Source organism: Pseudopedobacter saltans DSM 12145 (assembly GCF_000190735.1).
In the GTDB taxonomy this organism is placed as follows: Bacteria; Bacteroidota; Bacteroidia; order Sphingobacteriales; family Sphingobacteriaceae; genus Pseudopedobacter; species Pseudopedobacter saltans.
Map to the genome: position 1 here is coordinate 1,456,005 of NC_015177.1, position 21,827 is coordinate 1,477,831.

The 21,827-nt window shown below is 35.2% G+C and carries 20 protein-coding genes; 10 read left to right on the forward strand and 10 right to left on the reverse strand.

Features of this window, described 5'->3' with window-relative positions:
* Positions 1 to 59 precede the first annotated feature (59 nt).
* The 4 genes from rpmA to PEDSA_RS06135 all read right to left on the reverse strand — a co-directional run bounded on the left by rpmA (position 60) and on the right by PEDSA_RS06135 (position 2,640).
* Positions 60 to 320 (reverse strand): 50S ribosomal protein L27, encoded by a 261-nt coding sequence (rpmA, locus tag PEDSA_RS06120; RefSeq protein ID WP_013632296.1) that lies wholly within the window; start codon positions 318 to 320, stop codon positions 60 to 62.
* Positions 321 to 377: 57 nt separating this feature from the next.
* Complete coding sequence (gene rplU, locus PEDSA_RS06125) at positions 378 to 689, reverse strand: 50S ribosomal protein L21 (protein ID WP_013632297.1); 312 nt, start codon at positions 687 to 689, stop codon at positions 378 to 380.
* 83 nt (positions 690 to 772) lie between these two features.
* Complete coding sequence (locus PEDSA_RS06130) at positions 773 to 1,264, reverse strand: hypothetical protein (RefSeq protein ID WP_013632298.1); 492 nt, start codon at positions 1,262 to 1,264, stop codon at positions 773 to 775.
* Positions 1,261 to 2,640 carry a dicarboxylate/amino acid:cation symporter gene (locus tag PEDSA_RS06135; protein WP_013632299.1) on the reverse strand — a complete coding sequence of 460 codons (1,380 nt, stop codon included), beginning with the start codon at positions 2,638 to 2,640 and terminating at the stop codon, positions 1,261 to 1,263. Before PEDSA_RS06135 ends, PEDSA_RS06130 begins: the two co-directional genes overlap by 4 nt.
* Positions 2,641 to 2,697: 57 nt before the next feature.
* On the opposite strand from PEDSA_RS06135, the gene PEDSA_RS06140 reads away from it, so the two are divergent.
* Genes PEDSA_RS06140 through PEDSA_RS06150 form a run of 3 tightly spaced genes read left to right on the forward strand, consistent with a single transcriptional unit; the run spans position 2,698 to position 4,336 of the window.
* Positions 2,698 to 3,201, forward strand: a complete 504-nt coding sequence (locus PEDSA_RS06140) for a hypothetical protein (protein ID WP_013632300.1) — start codon at positions 2,698 to 2,700, stop codon at positions 3,199 to 3,201.
* Positions 3,202 to 3,258: 57 nt separating this feature from the next.
* Positions 3,259 to 3,753: an RNA polymerase sigma factor gene (locus PEDSA_RS06145; RefSeq protein ID WP_013632301.1), complete on the forward strand. Its 495-nt coding sequence runs from the start codon at positions 3,259 to 3,261 to the stop codon at positions 3,751 to 3,753.
* Positions 3,740 to 4,336 carry a hypothetical protein gene (locus tag PEDSA_RS06150; protein WP_013632302.1) on the forward strand — a complete coding sequence of 199 codons (597 nt, stop codon included), beginning with the start codon at positions 3,740 to 3,742 and terminating at the stop codon, positions 4,334 to 4,336. Before PEDSA_RS06145 ends, PEDSA_RS06150 begins: the two co-directional genes overlap by 14 nt.
* A 98-nt stretch (positions 4,337 to 4,434) precedes the next feature.
* Here the strand turns inward: PEDSA_RS06150 and PEDSA_RS06155 are convergent, their stop codons facing one another.
* Positions 4,435 to 5,808 (reverse strand): dipeptidase, encoded by a 1,374-nt coding sequence (locus PEDSA_RS06155; protein WP_013632303.1) that lies wholly within the window; start codon positions 5,806 to 5,808, stop codon positions 4,435 to 4,437.
* Between the two features lie 107 nt (positions 5,809 to 5,915).
* Entirely contained in the window at positions 5,916 to 6,065 is a 150-nt protein-coding gene (locus tag PEDSA_RS20265) for a hypothetical protein (RefSeq protein WP_013632304.1), read from the reverse strand.
* A gap of 253 nt (positions 6,066 to 6,318) precedes the next feature.
* Here PEDSA_RS20265 and PEDSA_RS06160 point away from each other — a divergent pair, with 253 nt between their 5' ends.
* From PEDSA_RS06160 to PEDSA_RS06185, 6 genes are all read left to right on the forward strand, one after another.
* Complete coding sequence (locus PEDSA_RS06160; RefSeq protein WP_169311979.1) at positions 6,319 to 7,734, forward strand: hypothetical protein; 1,416 nt, start codon at positions 6,319 to 6,321, stop codon at positions 7,732 to 7,734.
* Positions 7,735 to 7,806: 72 nt separating this feature from the next.
* Positions 7,807 to 10,107 carry an ATP-dependent helicase gene (locus PEDSA_RS06165; protein WP_041537314.1) on the forward strand — a complete coding sequence of 767 codons (2,301 nt, stop codon included), beginning with the start codon at positions 7,807 to 7,809 and terminating at the stop codon, positions 10,105 to 10,107.
* Positions 10,108 to 10,252: 145 nt separating this feature from the next.
* Positions 10,253 to 10,957, forward strand: a complete 705-nt coding sequence (locus PEDSA_RS06170) for a DUF4290 domain-containing protein (protein WP_013632307.1) — start codon at positions 10,253 to 10,255, stop codon at positions 10,955 to 10,957.
* A 6-nt stretch (positions 10,958 to 10,963) separates the two neighbouring features.
* Positions 10,964 to 12,268: a UDP-N-acetylglucosamine 1-carboxyvinyltransferase gene (murA, locus tag PEDSA_RS06175; protein WP_041537315.1), complete on the forward strand. Its 1,305-nt coding sequence runs from the start codon at positions 10,964 to 10,966 to the stop codon at positions 12,266 to 12,268.
* Between the two features lie 113 nt (positions 12,269 to 12,381).
* The gene (gene rnr, locus PEDSA_RS06180) at positions 12,382 to 14,499 is read left to right on the forward strand and encodes a ribonuclease R (protein WP_013632309.1); all 2,118 of its coding nucleotides are present in this window, start codon (positions 12,382 to 12,384) and stop codon (positions 14,497 to 14,499) included.
* 39 nt (positions 14,500 to 14,538) lie between these two features.
* Positions 14,539 to 15,513 carry a polyprenyl synthetase family protein gene (locus PEDSA_RS06185; protein ID WP_013632310.1) on the forward strand — a complete coding sequence of 325 codons (975 nt, stop codon included), beginning with the start codon at positions 14,539 to 14,541 and terminating at the stop codon, positions 15,511 to 15,513.
* A gap of 36 nt (positions 15,514 to 15,549) precedes the next feature.
* Here PEDSA_RS06185 and PEDSA_RS06190 read toward each other — a convergent pair whose 3' ends face one another.
* The 3 genes from PEDSA_RS06190 to PEDSA_RS06200 all read right to left on the reverse strand — a co-directional run bounded on the left by PEDSA_RS06190 (position 15,550) and on the right by PEDSA_RS06200 (position 18,850).
* Positions 15,550 to 15,891 carry a HopJ type III effector protein gene (locus PEDSA_RS06190; protein ID WP_013632311.1) on the reverse strand — a complete coding sequence of 114 codons (342 nt, stop codon included), beginning with the start codon at positions 15,889 to 15,891 and terminating at the stop codon, positions 15,550 to 15,552.
* A 55-nt stretch (positions 15,892 to 15,946) separates the two neighbouring features.
* Positions 15,947 to 16,522, reverse strand: coding sequence for a 2'-5' RNA ligase family protein (locus tag PEDSA_RS06195; protein ID WP_013632312.1), 576 nt, complete (start codon positions 16,520 to 16,522; stop codon positions 15,947 to 15,949).
* Positions 16,523 to 16,627: 105 nt separating this feature from the next.
* Positions 16,628 to 18,850 carry a TonB-dependent receptor gene (locus PEDSA_RS06200; protein ID WP_013632313.1) on the reverse strand — a complete coding sequence of 741 codons (2,223 nt, stop codon included), beginning with the start codon at positions 18,848 to 18,850 and terminating at the stop codon, positions 16,628 to 16,630.
* Between the two features lie 67 nt (positions 18,851 to 18,917).
* On the opposite strand from PEDSA_RS06200, the gene PEDSA_RS06205 reads away from it, so the two are divergent.
* On the forward strand, positions 18,918 to 20,048 hold the full coding sequence (locus tag PEDSA_RS06205; protein ID WP_013632314.1) for a PepSY-associated TM helix domain-containing protein: 1,131 nt from the start codon (positions 18,918 to 18,920) through the stop codon (positions 20,046 to 20,048).
* Positions 20,049 to 20,068: 20 nt separating this feature from the next.
* Here the strand turns inward: PEDSA_RS06205 and PEDSA_RS06210 are convergent, their stop codons facing one another.
* Complete coding sequence (locus tag PEDSA_RS06210; protein WP_245546844.1) at positions 20,069 to 21,793, reverse strand: ABC transporter ATP-binding protein; 1,725 nt, start codon at positions 21,791 to 21,793, stop codon at positions 20,069 to 20,071.
* Positions 21,794 to 21,827 lie beyond the last annotated feature (34 nt).

The following is a 21,827-nucleotide window of genomic DNA, read 5'->3' on the forward strand; positions in this document are numbered from 1 at the left end:
AAACATAAAAAAGCCTATCCGAAATGGGATAGGCTTTTAAAATTTAAATTTAAAATTTCTTAAGCTTCAAAAGGAATTACAGAAACATAAGATTTGTTATCTGCTTTCTTTTTGAAAACCACTTTTCCGTCTACAAGAGCAAACAAAGTGTGGTCTTTACCAACACCTACGTTTTTATCTGCATGATGTAAAGTACCTCTTTGGCGAACGATAATGTTACCAGCAATAGCCGATTGACCACCAAAAATTTTGATACCTAAACGTTTGCTATGTGACTCTCTACCGTTATTCGAGCTACCTGCCCCTTTCTTATGTGCCATTGTTTATATCTTTATGCTAAACTAAAGTTCAACGAGTTAACAACCTAATTTAAAAAATTATATTGAAATATTTTCAATTTGGATTTTAGTAAAGAACTGACGGTGACCGTTTTTCTTTTTGTAACCTTTTCTTCTTTTCTTGTGGAAAATGATTACTTTATCTCCTTTTAAATGAGACACGATTTTAGCAGAAACTTTAGCGCCATTTACCGCAGGAGTTCCTACTGTAAACTTACCTTCATTCTCAACTAACAATACATTGTCAAATTCAACAGTAGCGCCTTCATCACCTTGTAATCTGTGTACAAAAAGATGCTGGTCTTTAGCAACTTTGAATTGCTGTCCTGCTATATTTACTATTGCGTACATTGTTAATATATTTTATATGTTTTTATTTTGAGGTGCAAATATAAGAACTTCATTTATTAAAACAAATGAAATAGCATATATTTCTACTGTTTTGTGCGAGCCTCCGCTTCGTCAATTGTTTTCTCTACTGTCTTTATCAATTGCAAAGCAGCGTCCTTCAGCCTGGTATTTTCATTGAAGTCCGCATCTAATTCTATTGTTTTGCTCTTCCTCTGATAAACAAACTCCAAATAATATCTTGGAGAATCATCCTTTTTTCCCAACATTTTCGCCGGCCAATCCCAAAAACCCAGTTCTGCAGCTTTTCTATGTAAATAAAGCAAATCATCTTTTGACAATTTTACTTTCTTGTTTATAACTGAATCGCTAACTGTAACAAACTGGTAATCCTGTGTTTTTGAATTGTAGCTTTTTTCATATTTCTCACCTACTCCTGCTTTAAGTTCCAAATACTCGAACTCTGCAAATTTATACGGAGCGTTCTTTATCATCTTACCATAATAATAGGTACAGTATAGTACGAAAGGAACTATAATTGTAATCGCTAAAAAGATCTTCTTTGCTTTATCACTCATATTTTTTCTATTTCTTTATTATCCGCATTCTTATCAAATTCTCCTTCCCATTTAGCAACAACTACGGTTGCTAAACAATTCCCCAGTACATTTACTGCAGTTCTCGCCATATCCATCAGCTCGTCTATTCCCAAAATGATAAATATCGGCCAAACAGGCATTCCAAAGGATGCCGCTGTTCCCAATAAAATAACCAAAGAGGCTCTGGGCACACCCGCAACGCCTTTACTTGTCAGCATCAGCGTAAATACAATCAATAGCTGATGTCCAAAACTTATTTCCATTCCAGCAGCCTGAGCTACAAATATAGATGCTAATGACAAATATAACGTTGTTCCATCCAAATTAAAGCTATAACCCGTTGGCATTACAAAAGCTACAATTTTTCTTGGCACACCTATTCTTTCCATTGCCTCCATTGCCCTGGGCAAAGCTGCTTCGGAACTTGTTGTTGCAAAAGCAATGGATATGGGTTCGGCAACTGCCTGTATAAATTTCTTTATTGGAACACCTACTATCAGCGCAATGGGCAGCAAAATTAAAAGAATAAACACAATGAGCGCAAGGTACAATGTCATTAATAAGTGAAATAAATTTATCAATACACCTACTCCCATATGTCCTACGGTATAGGCTATGGCCGCTCCCACACCAATCGGCGCGAAGTACATGACGATGTTGGTGAATTTAAACATCACTTCGGACAAACTTTCGGTAAACTGCACCATCGGTTTTCTTTTGGTTTCCGGTACCAAAACCAAAGCAACTCCAAATATGATGCTGAAAATTACTATTTGCAGTACTTCACCTTCCGCTACGGATTTAGCTATATTCTCCGGAAAAACATGCAACACTACATCATTGAAACTTTGAGCTTTAACTTCTGGCAATGTTTCCAGCATTGCCGGAGGTTGCTTTATTCCCGTACCCGCTTTGGTAATATTTATTGCAGCTAGTCCAATAAATAGCGCTAAAGTAGTTACAATCTCAAAATAGACCAAAGACTTCCAGCCCATCCTCCCCACCTGTTTTAGGTCGGAATGTCCGGCAATTCCGTAAACCAGGGTTCCGAAAAGTAAAGGGGCGACAATCGTCTTTATCATTTTCAAAAAGATCTTACTTAAAACCTGAAGCTTCATCCCGATTTCAGGATAATCGTGGCCTATTTCTACTCCAATAACCATCGATATTAGTATCCAGGCTGTTAATGTCTTCTTTCTTAAACCAAATGCAACCAACCCCGATATGCCAAACCATCTTGTAACGATAGCTGTCTCATTTGATATATTTAAAAGGCCGTAATGGTGGAGAGAGGATATCAATACCGCAATAGTTATAGAAAAGAAGGTAAATATTGCGCCTTTATTTAATTTCATGCAGTATTTTATGTTTAGTGACAAAAATAACTAAATTGTGCAGTTGGACAAATCGAAATGGAGACACCTAAACTGAATACGCTAAAAAAAGAGCTGCAACAGTTATCGGCTTATGAACTTGCTACACACCTTACCAGAATAGCTAAATATAAAACAGAAAATAAAGAGTTACTAAATTTCTTATTGTTTTATCAAAACGATGTTGATGGTTATATTGGCGAAATCAAAGCAATAATATCAGAATCTTTTATCGAACTGAATTATTCCGATTACGCAAAAATAAAACAATTGAGAAAGCTTGTCCGGATAATGAACAAACACATTAAGTTTGTTTCTGACAAACGACAGGAAACAGAGCTTCTTTTATATTTTTGCAATATGTTCATTGAAAAAAGGCTTTACAGAACAAAATTAAAAGCCTTGAAGAATATTTTTGTCCGCCAATATGTAAGAATCGCAAAATGTATAGCTAAAATGGAAGAAGATCTACAATTTGACTATTCCAAAGAATTGGAAAATCTGGAGGAGAAAATAAAAGTGAACAAAATATCCTTTGAATAGCTTATTAATGTAACAAAATCTAATAAAGATTATCTAACGCCTATATTATTTGTATAAATGACAAAAGAACAAGTCTTTAAAGAAATTTTTCAGGCCAATTCAAAGAAGATCTATCATTTATGCTATGGTTATACTAACGATGAGGACAGTGCGAACGATTTGCTACAGGAAACCTTCATAAAAGTTTGGCAAAATTTGGATAAATTCAGGAACCAATCCATGATATCAACATGGATTTACCGCATTGCGGTAAACACTTGTTTGACATATCTGAAAAAAGAAAACAGGCAACCTAAAGATGAACTGACTCCGAACATCATCGAAAATCATAAAGAGGATATTTCTGAAAAAGAGGAACAGGTAAAAACATTGTATAAATGCATTGCTCAGTTAGAAGAAACAGACCGTTTGATTATTACAATGGTAATGGATGAAATACCTTACCCTGAAATTGCGGAGATATCAGGGATTTCGGAGGGGAATTTGAGAGTTAAGATACACAGAATTAAAACCAAGCTTACAGAATTATATAATAAACATGAAAGACTTTGATTCATTATTAAATATCTGGAACAGCCAAAAGACTAATCCTAATATAGATTATAAAGAAGTGATCGAAAGCTATAAAAAGTCGACGGTGCTTTTTAAAAATAAGATATGGACCGAACTTATTGTGATGTTAATTGCAATGTTTGGGATTACATTTTTCTGGATTAAAACGGACTTTACTTATTTTACCACGCATGCCGGAATTTCTTTGATTCTTTGCTGCTGTATGTTTTACATCTATAATCAAATTAAAAGTTTGAAGTCTTTAGAAAATGATTCGCTTTTTGAAAAACCGGAGAAGCATATACAATTTGTAAAAAAATTCCGTAAAACGAGATATAAGCAGAACACCTTAAACTATTATATTTATTCGGCAGGTATCGGAATTGCGATGTTACTATATTTTATCGAATTCTTCAGTTACCTGGATTCGACGCTGATAGTAATTGCTATTTCTTTTTTAATAATCTGGTTTTTAATAACATCTTTTTTCATAAGGAAAGTGTATATCCAAAAAGAAGAAAAGCGTTTTAAAGAAATGCTTGCTGAACTGGAAAGAGTTCAACAACAGCTTTCAGGGGATTAGAAATTTCTAAAGATATTAGATCGTTATCTTTTTTAAAAAAGATTCTTCAAAAAGGTAGAAACATTAAGGGAAACAAATTTTGTTTCCCTTAATGTTTCTTATTTATTTTCTAATTCTGCAAAATGTTTAAAGAACAAAGGAATAGTTTCGATTCCTTTATAATAATTAAAAATATCGTATTTTTCATTTGGCGAGTGAAGATTATCACTATCCAAACCAAATCCCATTAAGACAGTTTTTATTCCCAATTCTTCCTCAAATAAAGCTACAATAGGAATAGAACCTCCGCCTCTTGTTGGTACAGGTGCTTTACCGAAAGATTCTTCAATTGCCTGATAAGCGGCTTGAAAAGCAGGTGAGTCAGTTGGTGTAACATAAGCTGCTCCCCCATGATGTTTGGTTACTTTTACCTTTACGGATTTAGGCGCGATACTTACAAAATGTTCGGTGAATAATTCAGAAATCTTCTCCCAATCTTGCCCCGGCACTAAACGCATAGAAATTTTAGCAAAGGCCTTAGAAGGTAAAACCGTCTTCGCTCCTGCGCCTGTATAACCTCCCCAAATTCCGTTTACTTCCAAAGTAGGTCTTGTTCCAGTTCTTTCTAATGTAGAATATCCATTTTCTCCCCAAACCTCCTCTATTTCCAAATCCTTTTTGTACTCCTCCAAATCGAAGGGGGCTGAATTCAGATCTTTCCTTTCTTCTTCAGTAAGCTCAACAACGCCATCATAAAATCCAGGAATGGTAATGTGATTATTTTCATCATGAAGAGACGCAATCATTTGACAGAGTATAGTTGCCGGATTTGCTACCGCTCCTCCGTAAACCCCTGAATGTAAATCACGATTTGGACCAGTTACTTCAACTTCCATATACGATAGTCCCCTTAATCCAGTTTCCAGAGAAGGAGTTTCCATACTGATCATAGAGGTATCAGAAATTAAAACAACATCTGCTGCCAATCTTTCTTTATTTGCCGCTACGAATTTACCAAGGTTATCAGAGCCAACTTCTTCTTCCCCTTCGATCATGAATTTTATATTACATGGAAGATTATCCGTATGCATCATGGCTTCGAAAGCTTTTACATGCATATAAAATTGTCCTTTATCATCGCAGGCTCCTCTGGCGTAAATTTTACCATCGCGAACAGTTGGCTCGAATGGTGGTGTATGCCATAATTCCAAAGGATCTGCCGGTTGAACATCATAATGTCCGTATACTAATACTGTAGGCAGATTATTATTGATAATTTTTTCACCGTAAACAATAGGGTATCCGCTTGTAGGACAAACTTCAACATTTTGCGCTCCTGCATCTCTCAATTTCTGAGCAACAAAATCTGCTGTAGCTAAAACGTCATTTTTATAGGCTGGATCTGCACTAACAGATGGGAATCTCAATAAAGCAAAAAGCTCTTCCAGAAAACGAGGTTTGTTCTCCTCAATATAGTTCTTTATAGATTGCATAATGTTTTTAGTGTTTACACAAATATAAGAGTTATAAGAGGAGGTTTGTTTTAAACAAAAAAAAAGAGCAAATTGTTACATTCGCTCTTTTTTATTTTCTTTTGATATTAGTCATAATCTCCCATATCTTTTTTTGGTCCACCTTGCATATTGAAAGGTAAATTTTCAGTTTTTTCAGGAGCGGCGTCCGCATCCTTTTTACATGAAGTTGAAACTAAAGCTCCAAACAAAGCACAGATAAGCAATAATCTTTTCATAATATCTTATTTATAATTTAATGAATTTCTTATTTATTATTCAAACATAACTATATTTTTTTATTTGTTGTAAAAAAAATAAAAAAATAAATAATTTAAATAATAAAAAAAAACATTTATTTTTCACATAAGTAAATTATATTATTTTTTTCTCTCATTAGAGTTTTTTTAACTAGAATTATGAACTACATTAGAATCCTGTATCTCTATGAAGGGAATTAGATTAGCTAATTTTATCTTATTTTTAAATTTAATGTTAATTAGTAATTTCTCTTTAGCAGAAACAACCAATAGCATTCAAGGTTTTAACAATATAGATTCTTTAATTTATGAAAGTATAAAATTAGCTAGATATGCTCCAATTAAAGGTCTTGAAATAGCAGAAAGAACCTTAAAAGTTTCTAAAAAAAAACACTACAATCGTGGAATAGCAGAATCTTTTAGAAGTATAGGAATAAATTACCACAATTCTAATAAAAAAGACAGTGCAATCTTTTATTACTTAAAAGCACTTGACGTATTTAAAAAAACGAATGACACATTTGGTATAGCTAAAGTTTATAATAATTTAGGTAATTCCTATAAATATTTCAATAATCAGAAGGCGATATATTTCTATAACCAAACCATTAAACTGTCTCAAGAAAAAAATTACAAAAACTTAACAGCAGCATCCTATTTAAGTATTGGTTCTTTATCTTCAAAAGAAAAAGATTACAAAACAGCTAACTACAATTTCTTTAAGGCCCTCCAGTTGTTCAAAGAGATAAATGATATAAGAGGTCTCATGCTTACATACCAAAACATGGGAGTTAATTTTTATTATCAAAATGAAATAAGTCAAGCAGAAGCTAATCTTATTAAAGCTTATGAAATAGCAAAAGTAAACAATAATAAGATATCTCTTTCTAGTATCAATCTTACTTTAGCCTCTATTAATATGGCTAAACAAAAATATCAAATTGCAAAAAATAATATTGATGAAGGAATTGAAATCGCAAAAGAACTTTACGATGAAAAACTAATTTATGATTTTACTCTTACCTCATACGAATTAGAAAAAAAACAAGGCAATTATAAATCTGCACTGGCTAATTTAGAGCAAGTTCATTCCCGTGATAGTTTATACTACAAAGAAAATGTATCAAATATCTTAAGTCTTCACGAAGAACAGCAAAAATCACTAGAGAAGCAGAAACAGTACGAGATTCAGATCGAAAAACAGGAAAAGTACGTAATTATAATGGTTTTTGCTGTTATAGTTGCCGCTTTAAGTATTTCGGTAATCGTTATCCTGAACAAAAGCAAAAGAAAAGCAGAAAGGAATAATATTCGCTTGAAGAAGCTAAACGAAGAAATATCAATTCAAAAAGAAAACTTAAACCAAATCAACTTGAAGCTAGAGGATATTATTACAGAACGGACCAAAGATTTGACGGTTAAAAACAGGAAGCTTTCCGAATATTCTTCTCACCTTTCTCACCAAATCAGAGGTCCGGTCGCTACACTAAAGGGACTTATCATGCTTGCTGAAGATGAACTGATTAATGAGAAAGAATATATCAAACAAATGAAAAAATGTGTTGATGATATCGACGACCAGATTATGGATATCAACATTGCATTGCATGACGCCAGCAGAGAAGGACTAAATAAAGAAGACGAATAGCTTTCTTTATTCACATATGACCAAATATTTGGTAATCATTCTTAATTTAGCGCTTTAAAAAGTATATTGATTTTGGATTATTTAAAAGGATTAAACTCTTCGCAAAGACAGGCTGTTGAACAGACAGAGGGGCCAGTTATGATTGTAGCCGGCGCTGGTTCGGGAAAAACAAGAGTAATTACTTATAGAGTTGCACATCTTATACAAAAAGGCGTAGACCCTTTTCAGATTTTGGTATTGACATTTACCAACAAAGCTGCAAAAGAGATGCGCGACCGTATTACAAAGGTTGTAGGTCCCGAAGCAAAAAATATATGGATGGGAACCTTCCACTCTATCTTTGCCAAAATTTTGAGGGTCGAAGCGAATAAACTTGGTTATCCTAGCAATTTCACCATATACGATACTGACGACAGTAAAAGTCTGATCAAAGCTATTCTGAAAGAGATGAATCTGGACGATAAGCTATATAATCCCAATTTTGTTTACGGCAGAATCTCCATGGCAAAAAACAACTTGATTTCTGCTGCAGAATATCAAAATAATGAACAAATCCAGGCGGATGATTTTTCTACCGGACGTGGTCAATTAGGAAAAGTTTATGCTACCTATACTGCCAGATGTTTTAAAGCTGGTGCTATGGACTTTGATGATTTGTTATTCAAGACGAATGTTCTTTTAAAGGACCATCCAGATGTTTTGTATAAATATCAGCACAAGTTTAAATATTTAATGGTAGATGAGTATCAGGACACCAACTTTTCTCAATACCTGATTGTAAAAAAATTGGCCGCCGTAACCTACAATTTATGCGTTGTCGGAGACGATGCGCAAAGTATTTACGGTTTCAGGGGAGCAAATATTCAGAACATACTCAACTTTCAAAAGGATTATCCGGATGTTAAAGTATTCAAATTAGAACAAAATTACCGTTCGACACAGAATATTGTAAATGTTGCTAACAGCATCATAAAAAATAACGCCAATCAATTGGAAAAGAATGTCTTTTCTGATAATGATGAGGGTGACAAGATAAAAATTACCAGATCTTATTCCGATAACGAAGAGGGTAAGAGCGTAGCAGAATCCATATTGCAAGAAAGAAGCATTAAATCTTTAGATTGGAATGATTTTGCTGTTCTGTATAGAACTAATGCGCAATCCAGATCTATGGAGGAAGCTTTAAGAAAAGCCAATATTCCTTATAAGATTTACGGTGGAATGTCTTTTTATCAAAGGAAAGAAATCAAGGATTTAATCGCTTATTTCAGGTTAACTTTTAACAATAATGACGAAGAAGCTTTTAAACGGGTAATTAATTACCCCGCCAGAGGAATTGGGAAAACCACTATAGATAAAATGATTCTTGCTGCCGACCAAAACGGTAAAACTTTATTTGATATTGCCACCAATGCCTTTCAGTTTTTAGATAACAGGGCAGCTACCGCAGTCAACAATTTCGCAACAACAATACAAAGTTTTGCTGCTATAGCGAAAAACAACAACGCTTTCGAAGCGGCCTCTCATATCGCACAACATTCAGGCCTTTTAAAGGATCTATATGAAGATAAATCCGTTGAAGGTTTAGCCAGATACGAAAATATTCAGGAGTTGCTGAATGGTATTAAGGAATTTTCGGAACGTGAAGATATTGAAGATCGGGGTTTAAGCGTTTTCATGGAAGATGTCGCTTTATTGACAAACGATGACAACCAAAAACCAGAAGATAAAGACACGGTATCTTTAATGACGATACACTCTTCTAAAGGTTTGGAATTTAATCAGGTTTATGTTGTTGGACTAGAAGAAAACCTCTTCCCAAGTCAGATGTCCTTAAATTCCAGAGCGGATTTAGAAGAAGAACGCCGATTATTTTATGTTGCAGTAACAAGAGCTGAAAAAAAACTGCATATAAGCTATGCTACTTCGAGATTTAAATTTGGAACGTTAGTAAATTCCGAACCTTCTCGTTTCCTTGATGAAATAGACCCGAGATATTTAGAAATTGAACTGCCGAAAAAAGCTTTTAGTTCAAATCCATCTTCTTTTGATGGCGAACGCAGTGCATGGAAATCCAAAACGTCTGAAGCTCCTGCTTCAACAGATGTATTTTCGAAACCAAAACCTGCTTCTCAAAAGGTTAAAACAACTTCTTTGCTATCGAAAGCGCATGTTCCTACCCCCGGATTTAAACCGGAAGATACTTCTAACTTACAGGTTGGAGAGATTGTGGAACATGAAAGATTTGGTTTTGGAAAAGTGATAAATCTGGAAGGTAATAAACCAGATATCAAGGCAACTATTTTCTTTAAAGAGATCGGCCAAAAGCAATTATTATTAAAATTTGCCAAACTTCGTATCGTTAAATCTTAAAATTCAGTAAAAATTTTGCCACAAGTGTTTCAGTTGTAAATGCTTTGTTTATTTTTGCTAAACCTTTGGGAAACCGTATATTTAACGATACCTTAATATTTAAAGCAATTAAAAAGCTACCATTTAAGCTTTTAACAGTTTCAAAATGAACGATACAAACACAGAAGTATTTGATTACAACACTTCGCGTAAAAAACTAATCCTTGCTGAATACGGAAGAAATGTTCAGAACATGGTAGAGTATATTTGTAATTTACCTACAAAAGAGGAGCGTAATAAATATGCCCAGGTGGTTATAGACATGATGGGATTCTTAAACCCGCATTTAAGAGATGTTCCTGATTTCAAACATAAACTTTGGGATCATTTACATATTATTTCCGGGTTTCAGATAGACGTAGATTCCCCTTATCCTGTTTTGGCTAAAGAGAGCATAAACGTAAAACCTGAACGTTTAGAGTACCCTCAAAGCAGAATCAGATTTAAACATTATGGTCATACCATAGAAATGATGATAAAGAAAGCCAAAGAGGTTACTGATTCTGAAAAGAAACAGCATATGGTAAATTCTATCGCCAACTTTATGAAGATGGCATATGTTCTATGGAATAAAGATCATGTAAATGATGAGCAGATAATGTCTGATCTGGCAGAACTTTCTAAAGGAGAATTAGATTTAAGCAACGTTGTTATCCAAAAAATTGACACCAAACAAACGAACAATCAATACTCCGGCGGAAGTGCATCCCGTAGTCAGAAATCTAATAACAACAACAGAAATTTCAAGCAGAACAACAATCAGAACGGCAAAAATCGCCCGAGGAACTATAACAACGGAAAAAAGAATTAAGAAATGATAAATGCATTTGAGATCCGTGGGGGAAAACCTTTAAAAGGAGAAATTGTACCTCAAGGTGCTAAGAACGAAGCATTACAAATTCTCTCTGCTGTATTGCTTACACCAGAGAAAGTAACTATTAGCAATATCCCGGACATCAAAGATGTCAACAAATTAATAGAACTTTTGGGAGATTTAGGTGTCGAGATCAATCGATTAAGTAAAGACACTTACGAGTTTTCTGCAAAAAACATCAATCTTGAATTTTTCCAGTCCCAGACTTTTAAAGCTAAAGGAGGAAGTTTAAGAGGCTCTATCATGATTGTCGGCCCTTTATTGGCTCGCTTTGGGAAAGCTGCAATTCCAAAACCAGGAGGTGATAAAATCGGAAGAAGAAGGTTAGACACACATTTTCTGGGTTTCGAGAAATTAGGGGCTAAATTTGTTTATAATCCAGACACTAACTTTTTCAACGTAGATGCTACCCAGCTGGAAGGTACATATATTCTGTTGGACGAAGCTTCTGTCACCGGAACTGCTAATATCGTTATGGCAGCAGTTTTAGCAAAAGGCACTACAACGATATATAACGCTGCCTGCGAACCATATCTTCAACAGCTATGTAAAATGTTGAACAGAATGGGTGCTAAAATTTCAGGAATAGGCTCTAATCTACTGACGATTGAAGGCGTTGAATCTTTAGGTGGTACAACACATAAAATGTTGCCAGATATGATCGAGATTGGCTCTTTCATTGGTTTGGCAGCTATGACAGGCTCAGAAATCACAATCAAAGACGTTTGCTATAAAGAGTTAGGAATAATTCCAAGTGTTTTTGCCCGATTGGGAATTAAAATGGAATTAAGAGGAGATGATCTTTTTATCCCCGCTCAGGAAAGCTACGAAATAGATACTTTTATTGACGGTTCTATCCTTACTGTTGCTGATGCCCCGTGGCCGGGGTTTACGCCTGATTTATTATCTATAGTTCTTGTTGTGGCTACTCAGGCTAAAGGCTCTGTACTGATACATCAAAAAATGTTCGAAAGCAGATTGTTCTTTGTAGACAAATTAATTGATATGGGTGCGCAAATTATTTTGTGCGATCCACATAGAGCTACTGTTATTGGTTTAGACAAAAAATACCAGCTTAAAGGAATAGAAATGACTTCTCCTGATATCAGAGCGGGGGTTTCTTTACTGATAGCTGCCTTGTCTGCTTCAGGAAAATCAATTATTCATAATATAGAACAAATCGAACGGGGTTATCAGGATATAGATACCCGACTAAAAGCACTTGGTGCCGATATCAGAAGACTCTAACAAAAAACTCTCCGATTTTCGGAGAGTTTTTTGTTTTAATTAATTCTTATTTTTTATTTTTCAAAAAACCTGAGGATCATATTCAGGTTATTAATTAAACAAAATGAAATAACATGCCGAATATTACTCATATATTGACAGAACTTATTACCAATATTTTCGAGAAAAATGGTAATAAACCACTAAACTACAAACAGGTCGCCGCTAAATTAAATGTGGTAGATCCTGAATCTAAAAAATCCATACTTTCTATATTGAAAAATGATACCCGGGATGGCATTTTCATAGAAAACGGAAAAGGCAAATACCAACTTAAGGAAACAAAAACATTTTTGACAGGAATTATTGATCTGTCCAACGATGGTTCTGCCTACCTTGTTCCCGACGATTCCCTGGAAAAAGATATCTATATCGCTCCGCGTAAATTAAGGCGAGCATTAAATGGAGATCATGTAAAAATCTACGTTTACGCCAGCAAAAAAGGAAAAAGAAAAGAAGGAGAAGTTGTAGAAATATTACGCAGAGCTAAATTCGAGTTTACGGGAATTGTAAAGGTATCGCAACATTATGCATTTTTTATCCCTGATGACCGAAAAATGCTTCATGATATTTTTATTCCTTTAGAAGACCTAAATGGTGCTAAAAATGGCGTAAAAGCAGTAGCGAAAATTGTAGATTGGCCTGAAGAAGCTAAAAATCCGGTTGGCGTCATTAAAAGTGTTCTTGGAAAAGAGGGAGAAAACGACACCGAGATGAACGCTATTTTAGCGGAATATGGCTTTCCTTTAAATTTTCCTGCGGAAGTTGAACATGAAGCCAATAGCATCTCAGATACTATATCTCAGGAAGAAATTAAAAAGCGAAGGGATTTTAGAGATACGCTTACTTTTACCATCGACCCTTTCGATGCCAAGGATTTTGATGATGCCATTTCCTTTAAAAAATTGGAGAATGGCAACTACGAAATCGGGGTACATATTGCCGACGTTTCTCATTACGTACAACCAGAATCTTCACTGGACAAGGAAGCTTTTGAGAGAGGAACTTCTGTTTATCTGGTAGACCGGGTTATCCCAATGTTGCCGGAAAGGCTCTCTAATAATCTTTGCTCTTTGCGCCCTTTAGAAGATAAACTCAGTTTTTCTGCTGTTTTCGAAATAAATGACGAAGCACAAATATTAAATGAATGGTACGGAAAGACAGTGATTAATTCGAATAGAAGATTTACTTACGAGGAAGCACAGGAAATTATAGAAAACGAAAGCGGCGAATATGCGGAAGAGATTATCACACTGAATAAACTTGCTTATATATTAAGAGATAAAAGGTTTAAACAAGGAGCCATCAATTTCGAATCTGCAGAAGTTAAATTCAAATTAGATGAAAACGGTAAACCTATAGGCGTTTATGTAAAAGAAAGAAAAGACGCACATAAGCTTATAGAGGATTTCATGCTTTTGGCAAATAGAAAAGTTGCCGAATTTATTTCTAAAAAAGGAAAAGGAAAGCACCGATTGACCTTCGTTTACCGGGCGCATGATTCCCCTAATATGGAAACTTTAAACACATTTTCTCAATTTGCCTCAAGATTTGGTTATAAAATATCAACAAAGTCAGACAGAGATATATCCCGTTCATTAAACAAATTAATGGCTGATGTGGAAGGAAAAAAAGAACAAAACGTACTTACACAATTGGCTATCCGTTCAATGGCGAAAGCGATTTACACCACAAAAAGCAGCAGTCATTATGGACTGGCTTTTGATTTTTACACACATTTCACTTCTCCTATCAGACGTTATCCTGATGTTTTGGTTCACAGGCTTTTAGAACATTACCTGCATCATGGTGATAATGCCAACGTGGAACATTACGAAAAAATGGCTCTCCATGCATCCCAAATGGAAAAAAAAGCTGCAGATGCAGAAAGAGCTTCCATAAAATACAAACAAGCAGAGTACCTGCAGGAAAATGTAGGCCAAACCTACAAAGGTATTGTTTCCGGCGTAACGGAATGGGGAATGTATGTGGAAATAGAAGAAAACAAGTGTGAAGGCATGATTCGTTTACGTGATATTACCGACGATTTCTACACACTGGATGAAAAAAATTACTGTATCATTGGACAACGTAAAAAGAAAGTCTATCAATTGGGAGACGAGGTTGAAATAAAGGTTAAACGTGTTGATCTTAGCAAAAGGCAAATAGATTTTACTTTGGTTTCCGATTAATAGTAATTTCTTATTTTCGCCAGCTCAATAGAACTATAGATGTATAAGATATCAGAATTACAGCTTTTATTAGATCAGGAAATTAATACTTACTCCTACCCTTCTTCACCAAGGAATCTGTACGAACCGGTTTCCTATTTATTAGGTTTGGGAGGAAAAAGATTAAGACCTGCTCTGCTCCTCCTGGCTACCGATCTGTTTGGTGGAGATGTGGAAAAAGCTGTAAAGCCTGCTATGGCAATAGAATTTTTCCATAACTTCTCTTTAATGCATGACGATATTATGGATAAAGCCCCGCTTCGCAGAGGAAAACCCACCGTTCACGAAAAATGGAGCGATTCTACTGCCATTCTATCTGGAGATATTATGCTGATAGAAGCGTATAAACTGATTTGTGAGGTGGAAGCCGTAAAACTTCCGGCATGCTTAAAAATCTTTAATACCATTTCTACTGAAGTATGCGAAGGACAGCAGATGGATATGAATTTTGAGAAGGAAGAATTTGTATCCATAGAAGAATATATAGAAATGATCAGACTGAAGACAGCTGTGCTTTTAGGTGGTGCACTAAAAATAGGCGCAGTTATCGCCGATGCTTCAGAAAATGATCAGGAATTAATCAACGATTTCGGGACAAAACTGGGTGTAGCTTTTCAATTACAAGATGATATCCTGGATGTTTACGGCGACCCTGAAAAATTTGGAAAACAAGTTGGTGGAGATATCATTTCGAACAAAAAGACATTCCTTTTAATTAAAGCATTAGAATTAGCTAAAGACGATTTAAAAAAAGAGTTGGAAGATTTGCTGAATAATCAAATTATAACAGCAGATGACAAGGTTGCTCAGGTTACTGCGATATATAATACGCTAAACATTCGTAAAATCGCAGAAGAAAAAATGTTAAACTATGCAGCTGAAGCTTTGCACTGTCTTGAAAAGATCAATGTCCCTACGGAAAGAAAAGAGGTGTTAAGAGATTTTGCATCTAAACTAATCACAAGGGATAAATAGTTAAAGGCACATTTTTGTCATGTGCCTTTAAACCTATTATTTCTCAGTCAGCACTTCCGCTTCAAACTCAATTCCTTCCCACCCACTGGCCATAAACTGTCTTATATTTTGGTGCCCGCTACCTTGCGGATCATTCAAGACCGATAGATAATGTTCTGCAAATAATTCCAATGTATCCTGCTCAGAAAAACCATTCAGTTTTGCAAATGAGAATACTCTGGCGCTGCCTTGATTTTCGGTTTCTTTATTATAGATATTACCATTTTTAAATGCAGCAGGACTATAATTGTAATTATTATCTATAAAAGTCAATACCTCTGCAAATTTTGTTTTCCCTTCTTTAGTCTTTCCCGTCAGTTCCAATATTTTATATTTCATTTTATATTAAATCTAGAAGGCACAAACTTATAATAATTACAGAAAATCTTATAAATTATCCAAATAAACTCATTTGGCCATAAAGATTATTCACTCCCAACAAAGGTAATTTTGCAATAATGTCGTATTGCTTCCTCCAGGGATTAAATCTTCGCAGAACAAAGGATAAACAAAATTCCTTCTCATCAAAAGCTTTAAACAATGAGTAGGCCTTTTCCAACTGTTTTCTGCTCAGTCCTCTACCTATTGACATATGCGGTATCCTACATTTATCAATTAAATTAAACTGGCTTTTTTCCTGTATAGATCTTGCATACTCTCTGATGGTCACAGCCGTTTCGCCTTTTAAACCAATAAAAAAAGTATGGGAATCATTTGGGTTCGAAAAATGGTTAAAACCATTATAAGTAATTTCAAAGGGCTTTAGAGAAGAAACAATCTTAGATAAATCGTCCAACAATAGTAATTTATTGTCCTTCCTTTCGGTTTCATATTCGAAAAGACTGATATGCGCTTCTGAATTCTGACTTCTAAAAGATTTACCCGATTCGGACCGCAACAAATGCTTTGCTTGCTTTACTTTAAAAACTATGTCGTCATTTGGTCTTATTGCTAAGGAAAATTTCTCCATGATTTCTAAGTTTTTAACCTTCAAAAACACACAAAGCTAATCATTAAAAACATAAAGAGCGCATATACCAACATGCGCTCTTTCGTATTTATATCCATTAGGATGCTAAAAATCTATAGTATAGTTGAAAGAAAAAGTTCGCCCTCTACCCTGATAATAGAACAAATCATCCAGCTTATAGCTGGAATAAAGTACCTGAGAACGCTTGCTCCAAATAGACTGATATTTAGTATTGAACAGATTCTGTACACCTACATTCAGTTTTCCTACAGGTAACTTATACCCTGCAAACAAATCAGAAGTATTATAGCTGTTCATTTTATTACCCAAAGCATCTTCTAATTTAAAATTATTCAACGTTTGGAATCTAAAATTCCATTTATCTATACCATAAGCTAAGTAACCAACCAATTTACTTGGACTGGCATTATAAATTTCCTGTTTTTGCCAGTCTCCATTTACTTCCACCTCAGATTTAATTAACAAAGTATTTGCTCCAATTGTAAATCCTTTATAGTTATATGCAGCCTCGGCCTCGATGCCTTTATTCCTAAGTTTTTGATTATTGACTAAAACCTGATAAGTTGTTTTATCTACAGCCAGAGATTTATCTGAGTTACTGATAAAACCCGAAATCTGCGCTTTCAAACTCTGGTATTTTATCCGATAACCCAGCTCAAATTGCCCTGTTTTTATACCTTGTAATGGATTTTCATTAACATTTACACTAGATGTCAAATCCCAGTTATTTGTTGTTGTATTTAGTTTATAAACACCTATACCATAATACTTTGCCGGATCTGCTAAAGAAATACCTTCCGAATAAGTAAACCATGCCTGCTGATTAGACTGTATATTGTATAGTAAACTGGCATTGAACATTGTCATATCGTAATCACTCTTTCCTCCCGGTATAGCACTTGCCGATGTGCCATAACCAAACGCCAATTGAGTTTGTTGTACACTACCAATAAAATCATCAATTTCAACATTCGATTTTTGGTAACGAATCCCTCCCGATAATTTCAAAAATTCGAAAATATCATAATCTGCCTGTAAATAAGCCGCATAGCTTTTAGAATGCACTGTTGGATATCTGCCTAAAGAAAATATCTGTTTGTTTACCAAACCACCCGAAGACAATGTTGTGTTGATATCAAAAACAGACTGGCTGGAGAAGAATTTCTCAAAATCTACATCAATTCCATACGAAAAGTTAAACTGATCTATCCTCTTGGAAAGTAAAGCTTTAAAACCGGTATAGTTTGTGTTCTGTCTCGACGAAGATGCATATGGTGTTGATGACGTAGCCAACTTCAAAGTTCCAGGGAAAGGGTAAAAATCCAAACGTTCTGCTCTTGAAGCCAATTGGATATATAAATCCTGCCCTCCCAAAAGATTAGATCCATGGTAGTTTGCAGTGCCCATCCAACGATTTGTTCCCGGCTTTCTATCAGAATCGAAACCATCTCTCATCTCCAGCACACTTCCATTAAATGTGGTGAAGGCACTTAAATTGTCTCCCAAAAACAAACTTCTGTCCCCATTAAATTTAGAAGTATAAAATTGACCGGAAACAGTTATTTTATGGTTACGGTTAAAAGAATAACCACCCGTACCCAGCAAATCAATGGTTCTGTTATATTGTAGGTCTGTTTGGGAGATATCGGTAAAAATTTGTCTATTATCCGCACCAAACGTACCGCCATTTTGCTGATAGGACAATGCCAGTCTTCCTTCAAGCTTATCATTTTTATAAGCCAATGCCTGAGCAGCTCTCCAATCGTGGTCTTCCTTTTGTCTCAATCCGGAACGTAAACCTACCTCTGTGCTACCTCCAAAACCTTCATCTTTTGCTTTTTTTGTAATGATGTTAATAATACCACCTGTCGCGTTTCCTCCGTAAATAGAACTTGCGCCTGATAGAATTTCAATTCTTTCAATGTTAAATGGATCAATTGCATCTAATTGCCGGCTAATTCCCCGGATACTGTTTAAAGAAACGCCATCTATCATAACCAGAGCGGCTCGCCCACGCATATTCTGCCCATAATTTGTTCTCCCCTGTGGACCGATGTCCATCCCGGGAGCAAGAATTCCCAACATTTCTTTAATAGGAACACCATTTTTTGCCTGTTCCTGAATCTGGTCGCTGCTAAGTACCCAAACCGTCCCCGCGATTTTTGCAATGCTAACAGGCTTTCTTGAAGCAACAACGACAACATCTTCCTGCAAGTTCTGTGCAGAGCCCGTTTCCTCATGGTTTTGCGCATAGGAAGCAGATAGTACACAACTTGCAAATATGGCTGCAGTAAATTTTATTTTCATTGATTACTTTTTTATGATATTTTTGATGCGCAAATCTAATTTATAATTTGTCTAAATTAAAATTACTGTGAGGAATTTTTTTCTGTCTGTACATAAGTATCTGGGTATCGTAACTGGCATAATTATTTTTATCGAAGCGTTAACTGGTTGCATATACTGTTTTCAAGACGAGATAAAAGATTATCTGCACAGCGATTACAGGAAAGTAAGTATCCAAAATTCATCCTTTATTTCTCCTTCTCAAGTCTACCCCATCGTAAAGTCTGCTTTACCAAATGCAAATGTTAACCGTATGATGTATATGGGAAAAGACAGATCCATAGTTGCAATGGCTACAGACCTAAAAAAAACAACCTTTTTCGTTTATATCAATCCTTACAACGGAAAAGTATTAAAAACAGAAAAAATGTTAGATGATATATTCTATATCATACTCTACATTCACATCTGTCTGTTGATACCTGGTAAAACTGGAAAGCTTATAATTGGTATTTCCGCTATTATCTTTATGGTTTTGCTAATTATCGGACTGATATTGTGGTGGCCTAAAAACGGGAAATTTAAAAAAAGATACTTCACCATAAAATGGGGTGCTAAAATCAAGAGAGTTAATTTTGATTTGCACAATGTACTTGGTTTTTATATTTCCGGATTAGCTTTTATAATGATTTTAACAGGACTTTCTTTTGCTTTTGAGCCTGTAAAAAATGGAATCTATAAAACACTTAATCTTGGCAAATCGAAAAATGAAGAAATTACCCGTTTTCAGTTTATACCAGAAAAAGTTGATAGTTTAAATCTACTTACAGATTTAGACAAAGCTTATGCTTATGCCAGAGTAAACTCCAAAAATGCGGATATGCTTTGGCTTTACTTACCTAACGAAGCAAAATCTCCATTGGCTATTCGGGCTTATCACGAATCTCTGCGGTATGCAAAGGTAGATGAGTATCAATTCGATTTTAATGAGCATAAAACCCACAGCTTATTACATGAAGATTTATCAACAGGAAAGAAAGCCAATAACATGAATTACGATCTGCATACGGGGCAACAGTTTGGTATCATCGGTAAAATTATTTTTTTCATTGGATCTTTCATAATAGGCTCTCTCCCTATTACCGGTTTTATCTTATGGAGATCAAAGGTAAGGAAGCTTAGAAAGAAAAAACAGAAGAAGCTGACTCAGATTGTGTAAACTTCTGCAATAACTAGTGTTTAATCATCATAAGTTTTTGCTATTTTTTCGATATTTAGACTTCTGGCACTGGCATCAAATATTTCTTTATAAACCCCTCCCAATCTGTAAATTTCATCGTGGTTACCGCTTTCAAAAATCCTTCCTTCTTTTAATGCATAAATATAATCAGCGTCGATAATCTGCGAGATCGAATGTGATATTATCACTACAGTTCGGTTTTTCTTAATGGCATCAAGGCTATTTTTTATCTGCTCGGTTGCAATGGCATCTAGACTAGCGGTAGGTTCATCCAAAAATATAATCGGTGGATTTTTAAGGAACATTCTGGCAATGGCTATCCGCTGTTGCTGTCCGCCAGAAAGATTGAGCGCTTTTGTCTGATAACCATCGGGCAATTTCTGTATCTGCTCGTGGATATAAGCCTTTTTCGCCGCTTCTTCTATTTCTTCGAAAGAAGCATCTACTTTTCCATAGCGTATATTCTCTTCTATGGTCCCATTAAAAATATGGTTCTTTTGCAGCACCAAACCTATCTGGTTTCTTAGAAAACGGGTATCATAATCATCTAAAGATACTCCATCCAATAAAATCGAGCCTTTTTGCGGACGGTAAAACTTATCTAATAAATTAATAATGGTACTCTTTCCGGCACCGGAAAGTCCAACCAGCGCTGTTATTCTATTTGGTTTAATTTCCAGATTAATATCCGTTAAGGCTTTGGTTCCGTTGGGATAGGAAAAGTGTACATTTTTCAACTGAAAATAACCTTTTAAACTTTTGTTTTTATAGCTTCCGCTTCGCTCAATTTCATAGTTAGCATTCAATATTTCGAAATAGCTTTCAGAATAAATCAAAGCATCATTCATCTCATCATATATCCGGTGCAATTGCCTTATCGGTGCGGAAACGTTATTAAACAGGAGAATATGAAACATAATTGCGCCAATGGTCATCTGTCCCGAAAGCACCAAATAGGACGTCAAAATAATAATGATAACTACCCCAATTTGCTCTACAAAAGATTTAATACCATCGTACATAAAATTGGTTTTTCTGGTTTGCATCTGGTTTGCCGTCAAACTTTCCTGCAATTCCAATTGCTTATTAGATTCTATCGTTTCCCTGTTAAAGGATTTTATAACCGTAATAGATTCTATAATGCTGATTATTCCCTGAGATTTAGACTCCCTATAACTTCTCATCTTTCTTCTCCAACCTCCCAATTTCAAAGCCTGGCGCTGGGTAATCACAAAATAAATAGGGACTAAAACCAGTCCAACCAATCCAACATAAAAATTAGCTTGAAACATAAATGCCAGCGCTACTATAGCATTTGCAAAAAGCGGTAAAATATCTATAAAAAAATTTTGTACCAACCTGGTCAAACTCTCTATCCCTCTGTCGATACGGGTTTGCAATTTACCAGACTCGTTGTCCTGCGACGTAAAAAAGGATAATTGATAGGTCAGTATTTTATCTATTACAGTTTGAGCAAGGTCTTTGGCTACATAAATCCGGAGCTTCTCTCCATAAAATTTCTGTCCAAACTGAACAAAAGTGTAAATCAGTTCCTTTGCCAGCAACACTACAGAAATAAAGACCAACAGGTTCCAGCCTCTGCTCAACTTATCCGGAACATTCAGCAGATTTGTAATTTCGTCCACCGTATAGCGCAAAATCAAAGCATTAATCTGCGCAGCAAAAGAACCTATCAGGGTAAGTAGCAAGGTTGCAATTACCAAAGTCCTATATTTTGTAACATACGGTTTTATTTGC